14 protein-coding genes are annotated in these 22,773 nt (G+C 59.3%); all 14 read left to right on the top strand.

The genetic code is table 11. The annotated features are described in order from the left end of the window. Window positions 1-92 precede the first annotated feature (92 nt). The 14 genes from M2397_RS28175 to M2397_RS28110 all read left to right on the top strand — a co-directional run bounded on the left by M2397_RS28175 (window position 93) and on the right by M2397_RS28110 (window position 22,701). Window positions 93-1,589 (top strand): YdgA family protein, encoded by a 1,497-nt coding sequence (locus M2397_RS28175; protein ID WP_131700500.1) that lies wholly within the window; start codon window positions 93-95, stop codon window positions 1,587-1,589. A 438-nt stretch (window positions 1,590-2,027) separates the two neighbouring features. Continuing rightward, window positions 2,028-4,508: a poly-beta-1,6 N-acetyl-D-glucosamine export porin PgaA gene (gene pgaA, locus M2397_RS28170; RefSeq protein ID WP_259244872.1), complete on the top strand. Its 2,481-nt coding sequence runs from the start codon at window positions 2,028-2,030 to the stop codon at window positions 4,506-4,508. 12 nt (window positions 4,509-4,520) lie between these two features. Continuing rightward, complete coding sequence (gene pgaB / locus M2397_RS28165) at window positions 4,521-6,524, top strand: poly-beta-1,6-N-acetyl-D-glucosamine N-deacetylase PgaB (protein WP_131700502.1); 2,004 nt, start codon at window positions 4,521-4,523, stop codon at window positions 6,522-6,524. 2 nt (window positions 6,525-6,526) lie between these two features. Beyond that, window positions 6,527-7,867 carry a poly-beta-1,6-N-acetyl-D-glucosamine synthase gene (gene pgaC / locus M2397_RS28160; protein ID WP_131700503.1) on the top strand — a complete coding sequence of 447 codons (1,341 nt, stop codon included), beginning with the start codon at window positions 6,527-6,529 and terminating at the stop codon, window positions 7,865-7,867. 2 nt (window positions 7,868-7,869) lie between these two features. Continuing rightward, on the top strand, window positions 7,870-8,343 hold the full coding sequence (gene pgaD / locus M2397_RS28155; protein ID WP_131700504.1) for a poly-beta-1,6-N-acetyl-D-glucosamine biosynthesis protein PgaD: 474 nt from the start codon (window positions 7,870-7,872) through the stop codon (window positions 8,341-8,343). A gap of 454 nt (window positions 8,344-8,797) precedes the next feature. Continuing rightward, window positions 8,798-10,519, top strand: a complete 1,722-nt coding sequence (locus M2397_RS28150) for a ShlB/FhaC/HecB family hemolysin secretion/activation protein (RefSeq protein ID WP_131700505.1) — start codon at window positions 8,798-8,800, stop codon at window positions 10,517-10,519. Between the two features lie 31 nt (window positions 10,520-10,550). After that, window positions 10,551-18,746 carry a hemagglutinin repeat-containing protein gene (locus M2397_RS28145; protein WP_259244871.1) on the top strand — a complete coding sequence of 2,732 codons (8,196 nt, stop codon included), beginning with the start codon at window positions 10,551-10,553 and terminating at the stop codon, window positions 18,744-18,746. Then, window positions 18,733-18,951, top strand: coding sequence for a hypothetical protein (locus tag M2397_RS28140; protein WP_139238009.1), 219 nt, complete (start codon window positions 18,733-18,735; stop codon window positions 18,949-18,951). The genes M2397_RS28145 and M2397_RS28140 overlap by 14 nt, the downstream gene beginning before the upstream one ends. Window positions 18,952-19,107: 156 nt before the next feature. Continuing rightward, a complete protein-coding gene (locus M2397_RS28135; protein WP_259244870.1) occupies window positions 19,108-19,494 on the top strand; it encodes a hypothetical protein in 387 nt (128 codons plus the stop codon). A 435-nt stretch (window positions 19,495-19,929) separates the two neighbouring features. Further along, complete coding sequence (locus M2397_RS28130; protein WP_259244869.1) at window positions 19,930-20,220, top strand: hypothetical protein; 291 nt, start codon at window positions 19,930-19,932, stop codon at window positions 20,218-20,220. Between the two features lie 93 nt (window positions 20,221-20,313). Further along, window positions 20,314-20,856 carry a hypothetical protein gene (locus tag M2397_RS28125; protein WP_259244868.1) on the top strand — a complete coding sequence of 181 codons (543 nt, stop codon included), beginning with the start codon at window positions 20,314-20,316 and terminating at the stop codon, window positions 20,854-20,856. A 121-nt stretch (window positions 20,857-20,977) separates the two neighbouring features. Further along, entirely contained in the window at window positions 20,978-21,763 is a 786-nt protein-coding gene (gene lepB, locus M2397_RS28120; RefSeq protein WP_259244867.1) for a signal peptidase I, read from the top strand. Further along, entirely contained in the window at window positions 21,760-22,176 is a 417-nt protein-coding gene (locus tag M2397_RS28115) for a hypothetical protein (RefSeq protein ID WP_184745666.1), read from the top strand. The genes lepB and M2397_RS28115 overlap by 4 nt, the downstream gene beginning before the upstream one ends. A 90-nt stretch (window positions 22,177-22,266) precedes the next feature. Beyond that, window positions 22,267-22,701, top strand: coding sequence for an RDD family protein (locus M2397_RS28110; protein ID WP_131697036.1), 435 nt, complete (start codon window positions 22,267-22,269; stop codon window positions 22,699-22,701). The last annotated feature ends 72 nt before the right edge of the window (window positions 22,702-22,773 follow it).

Genomic DNA, 22,773 nt, shown 5'->3' with positions numbered 1-22,773 from the left:
AATCTTCTCCCCGTTTTCGGCGGGCTTGAGCCAACCCCAACAGGGTTCAAGGAAGACAGCCCACTTCTCACAGGATTTGATCAGGTCACTTCATGAATAAGCCAGCAGTCGTTCTTTTGGGTTTTGTTGTCGCCGTAGGCGTCGTCAGTGCAGGCGGCGCCTGGTACACCGGTAAACAGCTGGAGCCGGTGCTGCAAACCGCGATCCAGAACGCCAACAAGGAACTGCAGACGTCCATGGCCGGCGTCGATGGCACCGTGGCCCTGGAGCTGGTGTCCCTGGAGCGTGGCGTATTCAGCAGCACCGCCCATTACCGCTTGAAAGGCCAGGGTTCGGTCTTCGGCGAAGAAAACCCTAATCCGGAACTGCTGTTCGTCGACCATATCGAACACGGCCCGCTGCCGTTCTCGCGCCTGGTGACGCTCAAATGGCTGCCGGTCATGGCCACCAGTCACTACGAACTGGAAAAGAACGCCACCACCGAGAAGTGGTTCGCCGCCGCCAAAGACGTATCGCCGCTCAAGGGCGTGGCCAATATCGGCTATAGCCGTTCGGTCAACGGCAACATCGAATTGCTGCCCCTGGAGTTCAAGGACGCCGCAGCTTCGGCGAGCTTCTCTGGCGCCAACCTGAATTTCGACAGCACCGCCGAAGGCCAGAAGGTCAAGGCTGACGGCTTCATGAACAGCTTCAAGATCGCCGGGCTAGATGGCAAGGGCGAACACTTCGAAGCTGAATTGTCTGGCCTGACCATCGCCAGCAACCTGGAAAAATCCACCTTTGGCTTCTACACCGGGCAAAACACCGTTGAGCTGACCGACAGCAAGTTCACCTTCGGCCCGCAGAAAGCCGTGTTGACCGTCAAAGGCTTCGAGCAGAAAGACTCCAGCGAAACCAAGGACAACAACCTGGCCGGCCGTGTCGACTACAAGATCGACGAGATCGGTTACCAAGGCAAACCCGTGGGTTCGGCGGCCATGGCCCTGAGCATGAAGAATGTCGACATCCCGGCCATGCTGGTGCTGACCAAGCTTTACCAGGACAAGATGCAGCCGGTGCAAGCCGCCGCCGCAGCGGGCGAGCCTGCACCTGAGCTGCAACTGAACGAAGCCGAGCAGGCCCTTGCCGAAGCGAACGTCAACCAGGTACTGGCCGCCAAGCCGCAACTGGCGGTGGAAAACCTGTCCCTGAAAACCACCCATGGCGAAAGCAAGTTCAACCTGCTGGTGGACCTGGCCAAGCCGGCCTCCATGGAGTTGCCGCCGGTTGAACTGGGCAAGCAGATGATTGCATTGCTGGATGCCAACCTGACCCTGTCCAAGCCGATGATCGGTGACGTGGCTGCCCTGCAGGCGCAAATCGGTGGCGTGAGCGACCCGAAAGCCATCGAACAGCAGTCCCAAATGGCCGCCGAGATGGTCAGCGGCATGGCGGTCGGCACTCAGTTGGCGACTCTGGTCGGCAGCGACGTAGTGTCCAAGCTGCACTACGCCAACAATGAAGTGACCTTCAACGGCCAGAAGATGACCGTCGAGCAGTTCATTGGGTTTGTGATGGCCAAGGTCGGCGCGGTCAGCGGCGCTCAGTAATATTTCGCCATCGCCCCGAAGTAAATAATGTGGGAGGCCCCACTACCTTTGCGACCTAGCGCTGTCGCACAGCAAACTGGGTCTCTGTGGCGAGCGGGCTTGTCCCGCGTTGGGGTGCGAAGCGCCCCTGATGAAGGCGAATGCGCTATATCAAGCACTCCTCGCCTGGTTTTGGGGCTGCTGCGCAGCCCAACGCGGGACAAGCCCGCTCGCCACAAGGCTGGCACCCCGTTATCGCAGGCAAGTCCGCTCCCACATTCACATTTCAGGCGGGCCGCGCAATTCTGAACAATTGTTCTGAATTGGTCTTCTTCCTACTTTCCTGAGAGATAGTTCGCACAGGAAAGCTAGGCCGGGTCATTAGACGCCGGCACCCTGCGGCAACTCGCTCAGGACCACTTATCGTTACAGCTTTCCGTGTGTAAGGAAGCTCACGATATGTTGCGAAACCTACCACTCAGTGCATCAGGCCGGTTGCGACTGCTCGTCGGGGCAGCCTTATGCAGCCAATTACTGATGCCCGCCTTCGCCATGGCCGATCCGGCCTATGACGCGCTGATTATTCAGGCGCGCAACGGCAACTTCACCCCCGCCCTGACCCAATTGCGCCAGTTGTCTGCCGACCGCCAGACGCCAGGCCAGGTCAGCGATCATGTGGTGATCGCCGGTTGGGCCGGCCAGGATGCCGAAGTGTTGAAGGTGTACGAGGCCCAGGGCAAACATCGCAACCTCAGCACCCAGGCGCTTGCCACCGTCGCGCGTACCTATCGCAACCAGCAGCAATGGTCCCAGGCCGAGGCGGTCTATCGCCAGGCGTTGCTGCGTGAGCCGAATAACGTTGACCTGCAATTGGGCCTGGCCCTGACCCAGGCCGACGGCGGCAAGGCTGACGAAGCGCTAAAACGCACCCGCGCATTGGTCGCCGCCAAGCCCGATGACCCTAACCGGCGCATGGCCCTGGGGTACGCGCTGACCCGTGCCGGCTTGGACTACGACGCGCTGTTTGAATTCGACCAGGCGTTTATCCGCGCTGGCGACAAGCCTGAAGTCGCTCGCGAATACATCGTCGCCCTGCAAAAGGCTCGTCTGCCGGAAGCGGCGTTGCGCCTGTCCGCCCAGCGTCCGGGCCTGGTGGACGCGGTGACCCAGCGCCGCCTGGAAGGTGACCTCGCCGCCGAACGGGTGCGCATGGCCGAGTTCGCCACGCGCAGCGAAAAAGAACGCTATGTGATTGCCGACCGCGCCCTGGCGGACTACGACAAACTGCTCGCCCGCTGGACCCCGGACGCCACTGCCCATGACGATGTGGTGCGCTGGCGCATCGACCGCCTGGGTGCGCTCAAGGCACGGGCACGCACTGCCGAAGTGATCAGCGAGTACGAAGCCCTCACGGCCCAAGGTGTGCAGCTGCCGACGTACGCCGTGCGTTGGGTCGCAGCGGCCTACCTCGACCAGCGCCAGCCAGAAAAGGCTGCGCCGCTGTATCGCCAGGCGGTGACCGCTCCGGACGCAGACGTAGGTGATCATGTTAAAGACAGCAGCGCCCTGTTCTACGCCTTGTTGGAAAGCGACCAGGTGGAAGAGGCGCGGGCAGTCGCCAATAACCTGGCCAGCACCGAGAAGCCCCGGGTTGAACTCAAGGGCCTGCCCATCGGCAACCCTAACGATGAATGGATGGACGCCCAGCAGCTGGCAGCCCAGGCCGGTACGTATGGCGCTGACCTCAACGCCAGCGAAGAAAGCCTGGAGGCCCTGGGCAATAAAGCCCCCGGCAGCATCGGCGTACGTCTGGCCCAGGCCGAGATGTACCGTGCCCGTGACTGGCCGAGGCGCGCCGAAGATTCACTCAAGGAAACCGAAAACCAGAGCCCGCGCGACATCGGCGTGGAAATGTCCCAAGGCTTCACGGCGTTGGATTTGCAGGAGTGGCGCCAACTCGACCTGCTCACCGACGATGTCGTCGCCCGCGCGCCGGAAAATCGCCAGGTACAGCGCCTCAAACGCCTGCGCGATGTGCACGACATGGCTGAAGTCCGCGTGGAGGCCTACACCGGTAAAAGCTTCGGGGGCGGCAACGACCAGGAAGCCGGTGCGGTGTCCGGCAGCCGTGACTGGGGCATTGAAACCGTGATCTACACCCCGCCCATCGACGAAGACTGGCGCCTGTTCGCCGGTGTCGGTTATGGCACCGCCGACTTTGCCGAAGGCACTGGTCATCATCGTTGGCAACGCGTCGGCGTGGAGCGGCGTACCCGTGACATGACCCTCGAAGCCGAGGTCTCCAACCATTCCTACGGCTTTGGTTCCAAACAAGGCGCGCGGCTGTCGATTGCCCGGGACATCAACGACCACTGGCAATACGGCGGCAGCCTGGATTACCTCTCGGCCACTACTCCGTTGCGGGCGCTTAATACCGACGTCACGGCCAACGGCGGCAGTGGTTTTATCCGCTGGCGCGCCAATGAGAGCCGGGAGTGGAAACTCACAGTCAGCCCGTCCCATTTCAGCGATGGCAACGACCGGGTCGAAGCCTTGCTCACCGGCCGCGAGGGTGTCTACAGCTCGCCCAAGGTGCAAGTGGAGTTAGGCCTGGACGTCAGCGCCAGCCGCAACAGCAAGGAAGATACGTTGTACTTCAACCCCAAGTCGGACTTCGGCGTGTTGCCCACCGTCACCGTCAACCATGTGCTCTATAACCGCTACGAGACCCAGTGGAGTCAGCAGTTCCAGGTCGGTGCGGGCACCTACAGCCAGCGAGATTATTCCACCGGCGGTGTCGGCCTGATCGGCTATGGCCAACGCTTTCGCTGGAACGACGTGCTGGAAGCCGGCGCCAACCTGAGCCTGGTCAGCCGACCTTATGACGGTGAGCGCGAACGCGATCTGCGCCTGCTCGTCGACCTCACTTACCGTTTCTAGAAGAGCCTGACCATGACCCTCCTCAGCCGTTGCTTGTTGGTCCTGGGTGTATTGCTGGCCGCCGCCTGCGCCCAGCAACCCGCGCCATTCACCCCGCCCGCCGAGCGGCCGATCCTGGCCGCCGAAGCGCCGTGGCCGAAGAACCACTTTTTGGGTATTGCCTACCACGATGTCGAGGACAACGATCCCGACCAGGCAGTGGTGGCTGTGCGCACCGAACGCTTGATCGAGCAGTTGGCCTGGCTGCGGGAGAATGGGTACCAGGCGGTGAGTGTGGACCAGGTCCTTGCCGCTCGCCGGGGCGGGCCGACACTGCCGCCCAAAGCCGTCATGCTGAGCTTCGACGACGGTTATTCGAGCTTCTATACCCGCGTGATGCCGATTCTGCGGGCGTATCACTGGCCGGCGCTGCTGGCGCCAGTGGGTAGCTGGATCGATACACCGCTCAACCAACCGGTGGATTTCGCCGGTACGCCCCGGCCCCGTGGCGACTTTCTGACCTGGCAGCAGATTCGCGAAGTGTCCCAGTCCGGCCTGGTGGAAATCGCTGCCCACACCGATGCCAATCACAAAGGCATCCTGGCCAACCCCCAGGGCAACCTGGAGCCGGCCGCCACCACACGGCGCTTTGATCCGGCGACCAATCGCTACGAAACCGAGGCACAGTTCCAGGCACGGATGCGTGCCGACGTGGTCGCGATTTCCAACAAAATCCGTACGGTCACCGGCAAGGCGCCTCGGGTATGGGTATGGCCGTATGGCGCTGCCGACGGCACCTCGCTGGCGGTGGTGGGTGAGCACGGCTATGAGATGGCGCTGACCCTGGACGACGGCCTCGACGACTCGAAAAAACTGATGAACAGCCCGCGCTTCCTGGTGGATTCCGACCCGGACGGCGAGCACTTCGCGAGCAGCATTGTCTCGGTGCAGACCAAGGCCCCGCTGCGCGTACTGCATGTGGATCTGGATCACGTCTACGACCCCGATCCGGTGCAACAGGCGCATAACCTCGACGTGCTGGTGCAGCGTGTGGTGGATATGGGCTCCGTGACCGTGTTCCTGCAAGCCTACGCCGACCCCAAAGGTGACGGCCTGGTACGTTCGCTGTACTTCCCCAACCGGCACCTGCCGATGCGGGCTGACTTGTTCAACCGTGTCGCCTGGCAGTTGCACACCCGTGCCCGGGCCAGCGTGTTTGCCTGGATGCCAGTACTGAGTTTCGACCTTGATCCCAAACTGCCACGCGTCACACGCTGGGATCCGGAAACCGGCAAGGTCGGCCCTGATCCCGACCAATACCAGCGCTTGTCGCCGTTCGATCCGAAAGTGCGGCAGATGATCGGCGAGATTTACCAAGACCTGGCGAGCACCGGCAACAGTGCCATCGATGGCGTGCTGTACCACGATGACGCGCTGCTCAGCGATTTCGAAGACGCCAGCCCCGCAGCGCTCAAGGCCTATGCCGCCAATGGCCTGCCCAACAGCATCGCTGCGCTGCGCGCCGACCCGGCCATCATGCAACGCTGGACCCGTTTCAAGAGTCGCTACCTGATCGACTTCACCAACGAATTGACCGCCAAGTTCCGCGCCATCCGTGGTCCGCAGATACAAACCGCGCGCAATCTCTTCGCCGAGCCGATGCTCAACCCCGGCAGCGAAGCCTGGTTCGCACAGAACCTCGACGATTTCCTCCAGACCTACGACTGGACTGCGCCGATGGCGATGCCGCTGATGGAAGGCGAGACACTCGAGAACTCCAATGCCTGGCTGGAAAAACTGGTGGCGACGGTCAAGGCGCGCCCCGGCGCACTGGAGAAAACCGTATTTGAGCTGCAAGCCAAGGACTGGCGCACCAAGGCCGCACCCGATATCAGCGGTACGCAATTGGCCGAATGGATGAATGTGCTCAAGCGCCAGGGTGTCACGAGTTTTGGCTACTACCCGGACAACTTCCTGGAAAACTCCCCGGACTTGAAGACAGTGCGTCCGGCCCTTTCCAATCAATGGAACCCTTGACCATGTTCGACAGAATCCTGGCTATATTCGTACTCGCGCTGGTATTGGGTGTGCCCCTGGGCCTGATCTTCCTGGTCACCGGGCAGTTCCTGATGGACTTCGTGTTCTTCTATCCGCTGTTCATGTCGGCGCTGTGGATCGCCGGCGGGCTGTACTTCTGGCTGCACTGGGAGCGCCACTGGCCCTGGGAAGAAGACACCCCGGCGCCAACCCTGGCCGGCAACCCGCTGATCTCGATCATCATCCCTTGCTACAACGAAGGGGATAACGCCGCCGACACCATCCATGCGGCGCTGGGCCAGCTGTACCCGAACATCGAAGTGATTGCGGTCAACGACGGTTCCAAGGACAACACCGCCGCCGTCCTCGATGCCCTGGCGCTGGAGCATCCACGCCTGCGGGTGCTGCACCTGGCGCAGAACCAGGGCAAGGCCGTGGCCCTGCGCATGGGCGCGGTAGCCTCGCGCAGCGAATACCTGGTGTGCATCGACGGCGATGCGTTGCTGGATAAAAACGCGGCGGCCTACATGGTCGCGCCGATGCTCGACAACCCGCGCCTGGGTGCGGTCACCGGCAACCCGCGCATTCGCACACGCTCGACCTTGATCGGCCGCGTGCAGGTGGGCGAGTTCTCCTCGATCATCGGCTTGATCAAGCGCACCCAGCGCGTATTCGGGCGGATCTTCACGGTCTCGGGTGTGGTGGTGGCGTTCCGTAAAAAGGCGCTGGACCGCATCGACTACTGGAGCACCGACATGATCACCGAGGACATCGATGTCAGTTGGAAGCTGCAGCTCGATCACTGGAGCATTTTCTACGAGCCGCGTGCACTGTGCTGGATCCTGATGCCCGAGACCGTCGGCGGCCTGTGGAAACAGCGCCTGCGCTGGGCCCAGGGTGGTGCTGAAGTGTTGTTCAAAAACATCCGGGGTATCTGGCAATGGCGCCATCGCTACCTGTGGCCGCTGATGTTCGAATACTGCCTGTCCACCGGTTGGGCCTTCACCTTCCTGCTCTCGGTGATTTTCTGGGGCCTGGGTAAATTCATCGTGCTGCCACCGGCGATCACCGTGGACTCCCTGGTCCCACCGGCCTTTACCGGGCTGGTGCTGGCGATGGTGTGCCTGGTGCAGTTTGCGGTGAGCATCCTGATCGACCGCCGCTATGAGAAAGACCTGTGGAAAACCCTGTTCTGGACCGTGTGGTACCCGATGGTGTTCTGGCTGGTCAGCCTGTTCACCACCCTGGTCAGTTTCCCCAAGGTGCTGTTCAACCAGCACCAGAAGCGCGCGCGCTGGGTCAGCCCGGATCGCGGTATCAAACCTGTTGAAGAGGAGGCGTGATCATGAAACTGGTCAGAACCCGCCAAAGTACCGTGATGTGGCTCATCGATGTGTTGTTGACCCTGATGGCCTGGGCCGGGTTGGTCTGGCTGCTGGCGCGCGGGATCACCTCGATGCTGAACACCCACGGCGGCCCACGCATCGAGGCGCCGATTTTCGCGGCGCTCAACACCTTGCAGATCTACCTGTGGATCGCACTGTTCAACGCCGTGATCCTGGTCACCTGGGCACGCTACCAGCAACGCAAGGGGCGCAAGTTCGCCCAGCGGCGCGCCGAGGCCAAGGCGCTCAGCGATCAGAACCTGAACGAGAGTTTCAGCCTGGCCGAGGGCGACCTGGAGCAACTGCGCCGACCGGGTGTACTGGTGATTCACAACGACGAAGACGGCGGCGTGGCGGAAGTCAAAGCCCACGTCTCCCGCGACGTGGAAAAACAAGGATTGACCCTGGTGCCCGAGAAAAAAGACGTCAGCTAAGGACTGTAAATCCAATCCAATGTGGGAGGGGGCTTGCTCCCGATAGCGGTGGTTCAGCTAATGAATACTTGGCTGACACACCGCTATCGGGGGGCAAGCCCTCTCCCACAATTGTCTATCCACTCGACCTCGAACATGAATGTCGACAAGTGGGACCCAATTCACAAAAACGCCGCGAACTATTCGGTTCTTTTCGGTACTAACTTATCTCGGAAGAACTTAGTGGCCAAATACTGGCAGTTATAAGTTCATTCGATAAATCGCTATCAAAAGAGCTGCCGCCTGTCGGAATAGTACTTCGAGTTTCAGGCCGCCTGTATTTTTGATGATTATTTATTGTTATTAATCAACTAGTTGTGAGATTAACGAGTGCGAATGTGCAACTGGCTCAGCTTCTTGGGTTGGCGCAAGTTCAATGTTAGTTTCGCGGCCCTTGATTTTCGACGGACCGAATATGTTTTTTTTATTGCCACGGACTCGGTATTTCCTCTGCACGTTGCTGCTCGCCTATATGAGCGCAAACAGTGCCATGGCCGCTCCTACGCCCGGGGACCAGGACCTGATCCGCGACCGTCAGAATCGCCTGCTCGAAGAGCAACAGCGGCGCCTGCAGGAACTCCAGGATCTGCCCGGCAAAGCGGCCAAGCCCGAGGCCCCGGCCACGCCGGCAGATACCCGTTGCTTCCCCATCCAGGACATCGAACTCAAGGGCGCCGACAGCCTGTCCGCCGCCGACCGTACCCGCCTGCTCAAACCGTACATCGGCCAATGCCTGGGCGTTACCCAGCTCAACGAACTGCTCAAGGTCATCACCGACTACTACATCGCCAAGGGCCACGTCACCAGCCGCGCCTACCTGCCGCAGCAGGACCTTTCCAGCGGCCATCTGCAGGTGCTCGTAGTCGAAGGCAAACTGGAAGGCATCAAGGGCGCCCAGGGCAGCACGGTCACCGACCGCGAGCTGGCGATGGCGTTTCCCGGCAAGGTCGGTGAAGCGCTCAACCTGCGCGAAGTCGAACAATTGGTGGATCAACTGAGCCGCCTGCCGTCCAAACAGGCGCAAATGGAACTGACCCCCGGCACCCAGATCGGCGGCAGCGAAGTGCTGGTCAAAAACCAGCCGCAAAAACCCTGGCGCGCCAGCCTGTCGCGCAACAACGACGGCCAGAAAAGCACCGGCGAACAGCAATGGGGCGCCGGCCTTGAGTGGGACAGCCCGCTGGGCCTGGCCGATCAACTGATCCTGCGCGGTGGCCACGACGCCATCAGCGACCATCAGAAAACCTCGAAAAACAGCATGCTGTATTACAACGTGCCGTGGGGCTGGTGGAACTTCAGTTACACCTACAGTGAGAGCGAGTACCGCACGCCGGGCGACCTTGACGGCTACAAGTACAAGCAAACAGGCGACAGCCAGAACCACCAGCTCCGTGCCGAGCGCGTGGTGCATCGAGATGACGTGAGCAAGACCTCGGTCAACGTCGGCCTGACCCATCTGCGCACCAACAACTACTTCAACGACGAGCGCCTGGACGTCAGCAGCAACCGCCTCAGCGAGTTCCAGGTGGGCATCAACCACGGGCGCCGCATCGGTAGCGCCTTCGTCAACCTGGATGTCGGCATGCAGAACGGCACCGGTGCCTTTGACGCCCAAAAGGACGACCAGGAACGCATCCGCGGCAACCTCACCCCAACCCCGCGCTACCGCAAATACACCGCCACAGTGAGCTACCTGCAACCCTTCATGCTGTGGGGCGAATCGTTGAGTTTTTCCAGCCTGGCCACCGGACAGCGCAGTGAAGACGTGCTGTATCCGGCGCAACGCATGAGCCTCGGCGGCTCGTACTCGGTGCGCGGGTTCAAGGACCAGCAACTGACCGGCGACAGCGGCGGCTACTGGCGCAACGAAGTGCGCTGGGCACGCCCGGTGACCCTCGACTGGATGCGCCCCGCCTTTGCCGAATACGGCGCCAGCGTCGGCTATGACCAGGGCGTGATTCGCAACGATCGCTACAACGATGACCAGCACGGCAGGGTGTCGAGTAACTCCCTGGAGCTGTTCGCTCGCGGCAAAAACGTCAGCACCAGCGTGACCTTTGCCCACTCCCTGGAGCGACCTGGCGTGATGACCGAGCGCGAAGCGCCGATCTATTTCCGCCTGGATTTCTACCTGTAATTCAACGCCCCCAGCCTTTGAGATTTTGAATATGGACGTTCGCCCCGTTACCGCCCTGAAAACCCTGAGCCAACGCGGCCTGGCCTTGATCCTGGCCAACGCGCTGTTCTGGCAGCCACTGCTGGCCCAGGCCGAAGGGATCGTGGTCAGTGGCCCGGGCACCACGGTCGGCCAGGCGGGAAACGGCGTGCCGGTGGTGAACATCGCCACGCCTAATGGCAGCGGCCTGTCCCACAACCAGTTCAAGGACTACAACGTCGGCCCCAACGGCGTGATCCTCAACAACGCCAACAGCATTGTGCAAAGCACGCAACTGGGCGGGATCATTGTCGGCAACCCGAACCTCAAGGGCGGCGCGGCGAATGTCATCCTCAACGAAGTCAAAGGCGGTAGCCCCAGCCAATTGCGCGGCTACACCGAAGTGGCGGGCCAGTCGGCCAAGGTCATCGTCGCCAACCCTTACGGCATCAGCTGCAACGGTTGCGGCTTTATCAACACCCCCAACGTCACCCTGACCACCGGCAAGCCAATTATCGATCAGGCCGGGAAACTGAAAAGCTACCAGGTCGACGGCGGCGCCGTGACCATCGACGGCCAGGGCCTGAACGCCAGCAACGTCGACCGCTTCGAGATCATCACCCGCTCGGCCAAGATCAATGCGCAAATCAACGCGCGCCAGTTGACCGTGATTGCCGGGCGCAATGACGTCGACGCCCAAAGCCTGAAAACTACCGCGCGCGCCGACGACGGCAGCGCCAAGCCGGAACTGGCCATCGACTCGTCGGCCTTGGGCGGCATGTATGCCGGTGCGATCAAACTGGTGGGCACCGAAGCCGGTGTGGGCGTGAAGCTCGACGGCACCCTGGCGGCCAGTGGTGGTGATATTCAGCTCGACGCCAACGGCCACCTGAGCATGGCCCAGGCCGCCGCCAGCGGTGCGGTGGACATCAAGGCCGCGAGTCTGGAGACCAAGGGCGCGGTGTACGCGGGCACCACCCTCAAGGCACAGACCAAGGGCACCCTGAAAAACAGCAAGACCCTCGCCGCGCGTGACAGCATCACCCTGGCCAGCAATGGCCAGTTGACCAACAGCGGCATCGTCGAGGCCGGGGTCAACGCCGACAACACGCGCAACACCGTCGGCGACGTCAAGCTCGAGGCCCAGCACATCAGCAACACCGGCACGATGATCGCCAATCGCGAGCTCAGCGCCACCGCCAATACCCTGGACAACCAGGGCGGTACCTTGAACGCCAAACAGGTGCTGAACGTCACGGCCGGCAGCGTCGATAACCGCAACACAGGTCGACTGCTCAGCGACGGTGCACAAACCCTCAACGTCAGTGGCCTGCTGGACAACAGCCAGGGCGGCATCATCGACAGCACCGGTGCCTTCACCCTGCACGGCGATACCCTGGACAACAGCACCGGTAGCCTGACCGCCGGCGGGGCGATCACCCTGGATTTGATCGGCGACCTGATCAACCGTAACGGCAAGCTGGCCAGCGCCGGGCCGCTGCTGATCCAGCGCGCCGCGCACATCGATAACCAGAGCGGCAAACTCGCCAGCCAGGGCTTGCTGACGGTATTCGCCAACAGCATCGACAACCGTAACACCGGCACCCTGGCCGCCAACGATGGCCTGACCCTGACCACCAGCGGCCTGTTGCAAAACAGCGGCAACGGCCTGATCCATAGCGAAAACTCTGGCGTGACCATCACCGCCGGTACGCTCGACAACGACGGTGGCCGCATCGCCGCCAAAGCCGGTGATGCGCAGATCGACGCCACTGACTTCAACAACGGCAGCGGCGCGCTGTTTGCTCGGGATCGCGTGCACCTGACCGGTAAGAATGTGGATAACGGCGGCGAGATCGCCGGCAACCGGATCGACGTCAGCCTGGACGGCGCATTGACCAACCGTGGCTTGATCGAAAGCGCCACGACGCTCGATGTCGCGACCGCCAGCCTCACCAACAGCGGGCAAATGCGCGCCCTGGGTCCCAGCGGTAAAACGCGCTACGCCATCGGTGGTTTGCTCACTAACAGCGGCCGTCTGGAGACGGCCAACGACCAATTGAGCCTCGCCGCCACCACCTTCCAGAATACCGGCGGCACGGTGTTGCACGTGGGCACCGGCGCGCTCGATCTCAGCGGCATCAGCCTGGACAACGTTGGCGGCAGCCTGGTGACCCATGGCGACCTGACCCTTGAAAAATCCAGCTGGACCAACAGCACCGCGATCCAGGCAGGGCGCCTGACGGTCAATGTCGGCACCCTGAACCAGACCGCCACCGGCCAATTGCTTGGCACTCGCAGCCTGGTGGGCAACGGCCAGGATTGGACGATGGGTGGCACCGTCGCCAGCCAAGGCAGCCTCGACCTGGCGGTGGGCAACCTGCTCAACGACCACGGCCTAATCTTCAGTGGCGGCGACCTGAACCTCAAGGTCGACCGCCTGAAAAACCTCGGCGCCGCGATCTACGCCATGGGCAACCTGCGCGTCGACCGCGACGGCCAGGGCGGCCTGGCCGCCAGCATCATCAACAGCTCGGGCACCATTGAAAGCGAGCGCAACCTGATCCTGGCTGCCAGCACTATCAACAATATCCGCACCGTGCTCACCACCGAGTCGGGCATCTACAGAGCGTCCATCACCCCTACAGCGTGTATCGACGGCGTGACCGGGGGCGACTGCGAAGGCGGCAAGCAGAACCGGCCGTTCCAGATCATCCAGCGCGATCACCTCATCGTCACCAACGCCACGCCCGGCTCCGGCATCACCTCCGGCGCCAACATGCTGCTCGCCGGCGGCACCTTGCTCAACAGCAGCAGTAGCATCGCTGCCGGTGGCGCCATGACCGTGCGCGTCGACCAACTGAGCAACGTCGGCCTGGTGACCCACGACACCCAATACGACCGCATCTTCACTTCCGAGCGCGAGCGCAAGCCGGGGGGCTGGAACCGCGAGGCGGCGGCCTTCACCCAGCGCTATTCGGCGGGCAACAACATGGACGGTGTGGAAGCCGCCATGGCCGCGTTCATCGGCAAAATGGAGAGCGAAAAGACCGACCTGCGCAAAACCACCCAGCTGATGGTGCCCGACCAGAGCTACGCCGCCGTGATCCAGGCCGGTGGCAGTGTGGACGTGAGAGCCCAGGCCGGCATCGACAACAGCGTCGTGCAAGGTGGCTACACCTACGTCGGCAGCGGCGCCAACACCAAAGCGCCGGGTTACTCGACCCAGGTCACGCTCAACCCGCAATTGCCGCCGGACGTTGCCCAGCAACAGGTCAACCCGCTGGGCCTGCCCGGCTTCGACCTGCCCACCGGCCAGAACGGCCTGTTCCACCTCAACGACCGCGATGGCGCAACCGGGCTGCCCACCAGCCAGTTCGCGGCCAACCCGCACAAGTACTTGATCGAAACCAACCCGCTGCTCACCGACATGCGCAAGTTCATGAGCTCGGACTACATGCTGACCAAGCTCGGCTACGACCCCGACACCGCGCAACGTCGCCTGGGCGACGGCTTCTATGAACAACGCCTGATCCAGCAAGCCGTGCTCGCCCGCACCGGCCAGCGTTTCATCGATGGCCAGACCAGCGACGCCGACCTGTTCAAGCACCTGATGGACAACGCCATCAGCAGCAAAAGCGCGCTGAATTTGTCCGTAGGCGTGAGCCTCACCGCCGAACAAGTCGCCGCCCTGACCCACGACATCGTGTGGCTGGAAAACGCCACCGTCGCCGGCCAACAAGTGCTGGTGCCGGTGCTGTACCTCGCCCAGGCCAGCAACCGCCTGGCACCCAACGGCGCGTTGATTTCCGGCACTGACGTCAACCTGATCACCGGCAGCAACCTCAACAACGCCGGCACCTTGCGCGCTACCGGCAGCCTGCTGGCGAACGTCGGCGGCAACCTCACCAACAGTGGGTTGATGGAAGCCGGTGGGCGCCTCGACCTGCTCAGCGGCAACAACCTGACCAACCGCGCAGGCGGTGTGATCAGCGCAGGCAACGTCAACCTCGCCGCCGGCGCCGACCTGCTCAACGAACGCAGCGTCACCACCCACGAAAGCGCCAGCAACTACCGCACCGAACGCAGCGACTTCGTCGACAGCGCCGCGCGCATCGAATCGGCCAACGATTTGGCCATGCAGGCTGGCGGCAACGTCAACAACGTCGGCGGCGTGCTCAAGAGCGGTGCCGACACCACGGTCAAGGCCGTGGGCGACGTCAACATCACCGCCTCGAAAACCCTCGACAGCGGCGCCATCGGCAACCGTTCCAGCTTCACCACCATCGCCCAACAGGGCTCTGTGGTCGACGCTGGCCGCGACTTGCATGTGATCGCCGGGCGCGATATCAGCGCCATCGCCAGCCAGGTCGAAGCCAAGCGCGACGTCAACCTGATTGCCACCCGCGACCTCAACGCCATCGCGGCAGCCAACGAGCAACACTCCACGGGCAACACGAAAAAGGTCAAGAGCATCGAAGACCACGTGCAGCAAGTGTCCAGCGTCATCAAGGCCGGCGGCGACGCCACCCTGAGCGCCGGGCAGAACCTGCAACTGGTCGCCAGCCAGGTCAATGCCGGCAACGAGGCGTACCTGGTCTCCGGTAAAAACCTCGAGCTCAAAGCCGCCGAAAACCAGGACTACAGCTTCTACAGCAAGACCAAGAAAACCTCCCAGGGCAAAAAATTCCGCCTGGATGAAACCGACGTCGTGAGCAACGTTGGCAGCCTGGTCAGCGCGGGGACGAACAGCACAGTCGTCGCCGGTGCAGACCTGCTGCTGGCCGGCAGTGCCGTCACTGCCGAAAAAGGCGCCACGCAACTGGTCGCCGGCCAGGACGTGAACATCCTCGCCGTCAGTAACGCCGACAGCGCCCGCCACGAACGCAAGGAAAGCAAAAGCAGTTGGGGCGGCCTGAAGTCGAGCAAAGTCCAGGACAAAGTCGACGAAAAACGCACTACCGCCATGGGCAGCATGGTCTCCGGCGAAACCGTCACGGTCGCCGCCAAACGCGATGCCACGGTCACCGGCTCGTCCCTGGTCAGCACCGGCGACCTCGCCGTCCAGGCCGGCCGCGACCTGACCATCGACGCGGCGCAAAACACCTTCGCCCGCACCGACATGCACAAGGAAAAAAATCGCGACCTCACCGGCGTGCTGACCGGCAACAAGCTCGGTCTGGACGACATGACCGGCAACCAGAAGCTGTACATCAACAGCTCGAAGCACAACGGCACGGCCAATGAAATGACCTTGACCGGCAGCACCATTGGTTCGAGTGCGGGCAATGTGTCGTTGACGGCGGGGCGTGAGTTGAAGGTGGTGGCCAGTGATCTGGTGAGCACCAAGAACATGGAGTTGAGTGGGGCTGATGTCACCGTTACTTCGGGGATGGAGACGGCCAGTCAGACCAGTAAGGACAGTTCCAAGAGCTTGGCGGTTGGGCGCGTGATCGCGGGCACCGTGGTCGACACCGCCAACAGCATCCGCGACGCAGCCGAGGCGGCGCGCAGCTCCGACGACCCGCGCCTCAAGGCCGTGAAGATCGCCCAGGCGGCGCTGTCGATGTACAACCTGAATAACCAGGCGGGCGATCTCGCTAAACAAAGTACTGGCTTCAAGGACAAGACCGGTGGCTCTGCTGGCAACGGGTCGCTGATCAAGATCGGTACCGAACTGGCCAACACCCGTACCAAAAGCAGCAGCGAATACACGGCGCAGACCGCTCACCAGAGCAACCTCAACGCCGGGGGCAAACTGTCGATCATCGCTGCGGGCGACGCGCCGGGCACTGTGGGTGACTTGACGATTACCGGCAGTACGTTGAAAGCCGACAGCACGTTGCTGTCCGCGAAAAACAACATCCTGATGCAAAGCGCACAGAACACCACCGACCGCAAAAACGACGGTTCACGCAACAGGACCGCTATCGGTGCCAGCTTCAACATAGGCGAGCAAAACGGTTTCACCATCGACCTCGGTGCACAAACCGCCAAGAACCTTGGCTCGGGTGGCTCGGTTACCCAGGTCAACACCACGTTGGACACCGGCTCGCTGGTACTGCGCAGCGGCCAGGACACCAGCCTGATCGGCGCGCAGGTACGCGCTGAGCGTATCGATGCCAACATCGGCGGCAACCTCAACATCCTGTCGCGCCAAGACACCGAAACGTCCAAGAGCAAGCAGAACAGTGCGGGCTTCGGTGCGAGCATCTGCATTCCGCCGATCTGTTATGGCTCCCCAGTAACCGCGTCCGCGAACCTGGCGGCGTCGAAGATGAACAGCGACTACCAGGCGGTTACCGACCAGAGCGGCTTCTTTGCCGGTAAGGGTGGCTACACCATCGATGTGGCCAAAAACACCACCCTGCAAGGTGCGGTGATTGCCAGTGAAGCCACGGCCGACAAAAACCTGCTGCTCACCGATCGGCTGCTGGTCAGCGACATCAAGAATAAGAGCGAGATCAAGAGCCAATCGGCCGGCGTCAGCGTCTCCGGTTCCTACAGTAGCGGCGCGAGTACCCTCACGCCGGGTGCCTTGTATGGCATGTCGCTGAACGATTCGGACCACAGCTACACGCGCAGTGCCGTCAGCGAAGGCACGATCGTGGTGCGCAACCCTGAAGGCGCGGGTGACCTGGTCGGCCTGAACCGCGACACCGCCAACGCCAACCAGCGTCTCGACAAGCCTGATGAAAAGGCCATGCAGGAACGCATGGACCTGATCAAGAGTTCGATGGAGTTGACCAAGGGCATTGGCGATGCGATTGCTGCCGCGAAGATCAGGGACGCCGAAGACCCCACCACTGAGGCTGGCAAAGCCACGCGGCAGAAGCTAATTGAAGACGGTATCGCCAACCCGACACCGGAACAAGTCAGCCAGCGTGCTCAGAAGGACTATGGCTTAGGGAGCAGCTTCCAGAGGGCCAGCCAAGCCGTCACCGCCATTGTTCAAGCGGTCATGGGTGGCAATGTTGGCGGTGCGTTGGCAGGTGCCGCGGCGCCGTACCTGGCACAGGAGATCAAGAAAAAAACTGAAGGCGACCCTTACGCCAACCTGATGGCTCACGCAGTGCTTGGCGCGATGGTGGCGCAAGCGCAAGGAAATTCGGCGCTGGCAGGGGGCTCCGGCGCTGCGATGGGTGAGTTGATTGCCCGTCAACTTTATCCGGGCACCGCAACAAGTGACCTGACGCAAGCGCAAAAGGAAACGGTTTCCGCCTTGTCGACCTTGGCTGCGGGGGTGGGCGGAGGGCTCACTGGCGGTGATATGCTCGGTGCCTCCGCTGGCGCTCAGGCAGGACGTAATGCGGTGGAGAATAACTGGCTGAGTGAGACAGAAGCCCGCGCACTTGATAGAGAACTATCGGCCTGCAAAAACGTTAAAGGCGACTGCGGTCTAGTATTAAAAAAATATATTGAAATCAGTAATGAAAACAGTAAAAAAATGATGGGTCGTTGCATTGGCGGTGGTTTAACGTGTGTCCTACGGGAAGAGGAAATTCAGGCAAGCACCAATGCTGCGAGAGATGCCGACCCGTCACAGTTCCGCCTGAGTGAAAAATTGAAAAATCCCGAGGCTGTCGCACTGGTAAATTACCTCAATGGCTCGGACCTTAAATTTTTGAAGGAAAATATTACTGACACAGACCGAGTCATGTCAGTTGTCATCGATCCGCTCTCTTGGCCGGTAATGGTGATGGGCGGAAGTTCAATCCTTACTAACGCTTTGACCAAAGGTAAAGAACAATTGATAGCGGTGGGCGCTTCCGCAGGTATTGGTGCAGCTATCCAATATGGAACGACAGGAAAAGTGACACTGTCGGACGTGATTGGCTCTGGGGTAGTCGGCGCGATCACAGCTGGCAAAGGTTACAATCCGACGGTTACTTGGAATGCAACGGGTGGTTATTATCAAGCGGAAATGAAAGGGGAAGACCCATTTATGGGAGCTTTGTTAAGTAAGGCGGGCGCTTCTGTGGGGTTTGCCGTTGGTAATACGATCAAGGCGCCTCTTGATAAGCTGCTTAACCCGGTGTCGAAGCAGTATGAGTGGATGCCGACTGGAATATGGACTATCAGCAGGCCGGCATCGCAAAGTTCCGTTCCCTCCATATTTGGTAATCTGGGCGACTCTGTATCGTCAGGATTTTTCAATAGTGGAGCTGATTTCTATTTGAAGAAAAGAGACAACAATGAAAAAGAATGAACCTTGGTGGGTTGCTATTTATCTTCCTTGTGCCTGTGCGTTCGGTCTGTTGTTTATGTGTGTGTTCTTTCAGATTGCCGGGTATTGGTTGAGTGGTGGCGAGGACTTTATTGTGCTTATAAAAGAAAATACGCCGCTTTATTTAAAAATGGCTGGGGTTGGCTTTGTTCTAGGTTTTGTTCTGTGGTTTTTTAATGTTCGTTGACTTTTAATTTAATAAAGGTGGCTGAGTTTTTGTATAAAAGGGTGCATGAAAGGGGGCGGATTTATTTAAACGTGACGCTAGTCGGTAGTCGATTAATAAATCTGTCCCCTTTAATTCCACTTGTAAAAGTAGTGCCAAAAAAGGAGGGTTGTAATCGTGAGCGACTCAGCTTCAATTATATCGGATGTGGCAATTGATGAAGATGCGTTTGCTGATTTTATCCACTCTATAGGCGGAGTCGTTAGTATCGGAAAACGTAATCGTGGAATATTGAATTGGGACGAGGCCACTTTGTATATTTCATTACTCAACTCCGAAAAATTCATGAATTTTTATGATTCGCAAGATATTCTCAATTGGGAAAATTTGTTGGGTGCCCCTCCTAAGACAATGATCGAAATGCAGTTGGGTCATTCGAAAGGCTCGATGGAGATGTCTTTATGGTTGGCGTACGAGTTTGGCAAGAAATGGAATTGTGTTGTAGATGACGTTAATGCGGTGACGCTTAACTACTCCGAAGTCTGTGACAGGTACACAAGGTAGAGTATGAAATAGGAGAAAATAGGGGTCAGACCACGATTATTGCACCAATGTATATTGGTGGTCTGACCCCTATTTTCCCTGCAAAACTTGCGTCGCAGATAGCACAAGTTTTGGATAAACGAACCGTTAGGGTTTGGCTTGTCGTCCAAAGAAATGATTTTCAAACGTCAATGGTGGTCTAACCCCTATTTCCCACTAACTACTGGTGGCGTGAGCGTCGGACTGTCCAACGGTTCAATAGCCGTATCTTTCTTGTCAGGCTACTTGAAAGACGAGCTTCCAGAGGCTGCCACGAGTAACGCGCTAAGTATGGGGTTTGAAAAATTTTCAGTCGCGAAAGGTGTAACGCGTGAAACGCTTCGAGACTTTCTAATGCTTTAGGAACAGTGGGGGCGTGGGATAATTTGGTTGAAGGGCTCAGGGATGCTATTAAGTGTGAATAATATGATCGAAAATTTTTACAGATATAGGCATGGCATTGGCCTGGTTTTATTGCTAGGTGCGCTACTGAATGGGTTTTTACGCTTTGATGGTAGTTGGAAAATATTTTTTACTATGGTTCTGGTTCAGTTGTGGTTTGGCCAAGCGGTCTACAATTATGCGCGGGGACATAGAGTCGCTATAGCGCCGGGAGGTATGAGTAGAGATGCCAACCCGGAGTGGCGAGCGGCATTAGCCGGCTTTGCGTTATTTCTGTATGGTGTCGTCTTCTTTTTGGGGTTTTGATACCTAGTAGAAATTGAAAGATCGGGGCAGACCTCTATTTTTCATTTTCACTCGTCAAGTGATTTTTTTGCCATAAAATCAGGGGGGGTAATTATGAGTTATGAGCATAAAGCATTTATTTTTGATATTGATGGTTTCACTCGTGAGCTTAAGCCGTTGTTGGAGAGCTGTTTGCGCTCGGGAAGTATCGATCAGGTGCGGGATTTCATTGTTTCTAATAGGCAGTCTCTAGTTGATCCATATGAAGGTTTCGCGTTAGAGGATGGCTGGGAAGATATGATTGAAAGCAAGGACGTTCATCAGTATGGGGATTTCGCACTTACGAAATATTATTCGCCTACTGATGACCGAGGGCTTGGCTTATGGTGGAGTATTTCTCAAGAGCTGTTTTCTGATAAAGGTAAATTAGGCTTCTCGCCTTTTTTAGGTACGCCGTTAGGTTCGGGATCAAATTTCTTTGATCCTGGGAAAATGGGTTCTTACTTCCAGGCTCAACATGAAGTGAGCGAAAGCCTAAGTAGGGTTTTGGAGGTCGAAGGAAAAGTTTCAGATGATGCGTTTGAGGTTGTTAGAGAATTTAAAAAAATGCTTGAGCAGGCGATAGACGAAAAAAGAGGGGTGTATATAACTTTTTAAGAATCAGGGTCAGACCACCGTCACAATCCTTCGCCAGTTAACAGCGATCAAAGGTTATGTGGATTGGCGAGCCCAGCAGTAATATGCGCGGCGCCAGCATTTACATTATTAAGGATGATCAATGAAACCCGCAAAATTCTCCCTCCAGGCCTTCCTGATGGCCTGCCTCATACCCGGCTGGGGCCTGGTGTATGTAGGTCGCACGCAGTGGGGTATCCGGGTCGCAGCGTTGTTGCTCGGCGGGGTCGTGCTGATGGGTGCCTTGGGGTTGGTCACTACACCCCTTGGACTGTATGCATTCTTCGCTTTCGTCATCACGGTCAAACTGACCTCTGCCATCGTGTCCGCCGTGTTGGCTCGTCGCTATAGCGGTCCGCCCAATGTGCCGCGTAAACGCTTCCATGCTCTTTACGTCGGTGTGGTGGTGATCCTGGTGCTGACGCTGGACGTCTTTCGGGTGCCGTTGCTGGGCTTCAAAAACTATTACATTCCGTCGGGGTCGATGGCTCCGACGTTGTCGATTGGCGACTACATCATGTCGGACCTGCGGGCTGGCGATCCCAAAGTGGCGGATATCGTGGTGTATCGCTGGAATGGCACCGAGGCGGTCAAACGGGTGGCGGGAATCGGTGGTGACACTCTGGCCATCGTCCATGGCGAGTTGATCCGCAACGGTGAGAACCTGGGTTTGTTTCACGCACCGGCTGAGCGCGTCAAAAAGGACTACTCCCTTGAGTTGGCGCCACTCCAGGTAGCGCCGGGGCATGTGTACCTCTTGGGCGACAACCGTGATGTCAGCAACGACAGCCGCTTCATGGGCCAGGTTGCGCTTGATGATGTGGTGGGCAAGGTCTCCGGCATCTGGTTTTCGAATGAACGAGCGCGTATCGGGACGACGTTTCCATGAGCTTTTCGAGTATCGGCTGTCGGATCGCCCAGTGGCTGTGCCTGCTGCTGATGTGCGTCAGCGCCATCGCGTTCATCCTGGCCTGGGCCTACCTCTATCGTGATTCGTCTTGGTTGGGCACGGCCGCGGCGGGTTTCGTCTGGGGTGGGATCGGGTTGTTGTTCGCGTGTGTGTTTGAACGGTCTCGAACCGCCGCCGCCGTGCTGCGATTCATGCTGACTCGGACATCGGCGTTGCTGGTGTTTGCCGCCGGGGTGGCCTATCTGGTTGGTCTGCTGTGGGTCGGGCCGGAGCAGGACTTTATGGACGCTCAGTTAAAGGGCGCGTCGTGCGGTAAGTACACGGGCACGATTGAGAAAGGGTGGGAGCAAATCTGCGCCCGTTCACATTCAGAACAGCCACAAACGCCATGAGGTTAAAGCCACCGCGTATGGACGCGAGCGGGCATGTACAACGTGTGCCGGCCTCAATGACATCTCTTCGACTTTTGGATAAATGACTGTATGAGCGAATCAGTATCGGCCGCAGGCACCTGGAATCTCGCCAGCCCAGGCAAGCGCCTGCTCGGCTATTTCATCGATATGGCCGTGGTGCTTTTCCTGCTGTTTTTGAACCGAAACCTGGACTACGCCTATTTCTATCTGGGCTCTGCAGGAGGCCCGGCATTGTTTGATGCCCTCCACTATGTGCTGCTGTTTTCAGCCTTCGGGTACTACTTGTTTTGCGATGCCTTGCCCAATGGCCAGAGCTTGGGCAAGCGGGTATGCGGCACGGCCGTGGTGGGTTACCCGTACCCCACGAACTGCACGCTGTTCCAGTCGTTCCTGCGCAATTTTCCGAAGCTGCTGTTCAGTGTGTTGGACGGTCTTTTTGTACTGTTCGGCCTGCGTCGTCGCTTGGGCGATATGTTGGCCAAGACGATCGTCATCAATACCTGAGCAGGGCGGCCTGGGCGGGCCGCCCGCACCCTGCAAACACTCACGCAATGTGATCGACTACACAACTTTCCG

The organism is Pseudomonas sp. BIGb0381 (assembly GCF_024809815.1).
GTDB lineage: Bacteria > Pseudomonadota > Gammaproteobacteria > Pseudomonadales > Pseudomonadaceae > Aquipseudomonas.
This window is presented reverse-complemented; position numbering and strand designations above follow the sequence as displayed.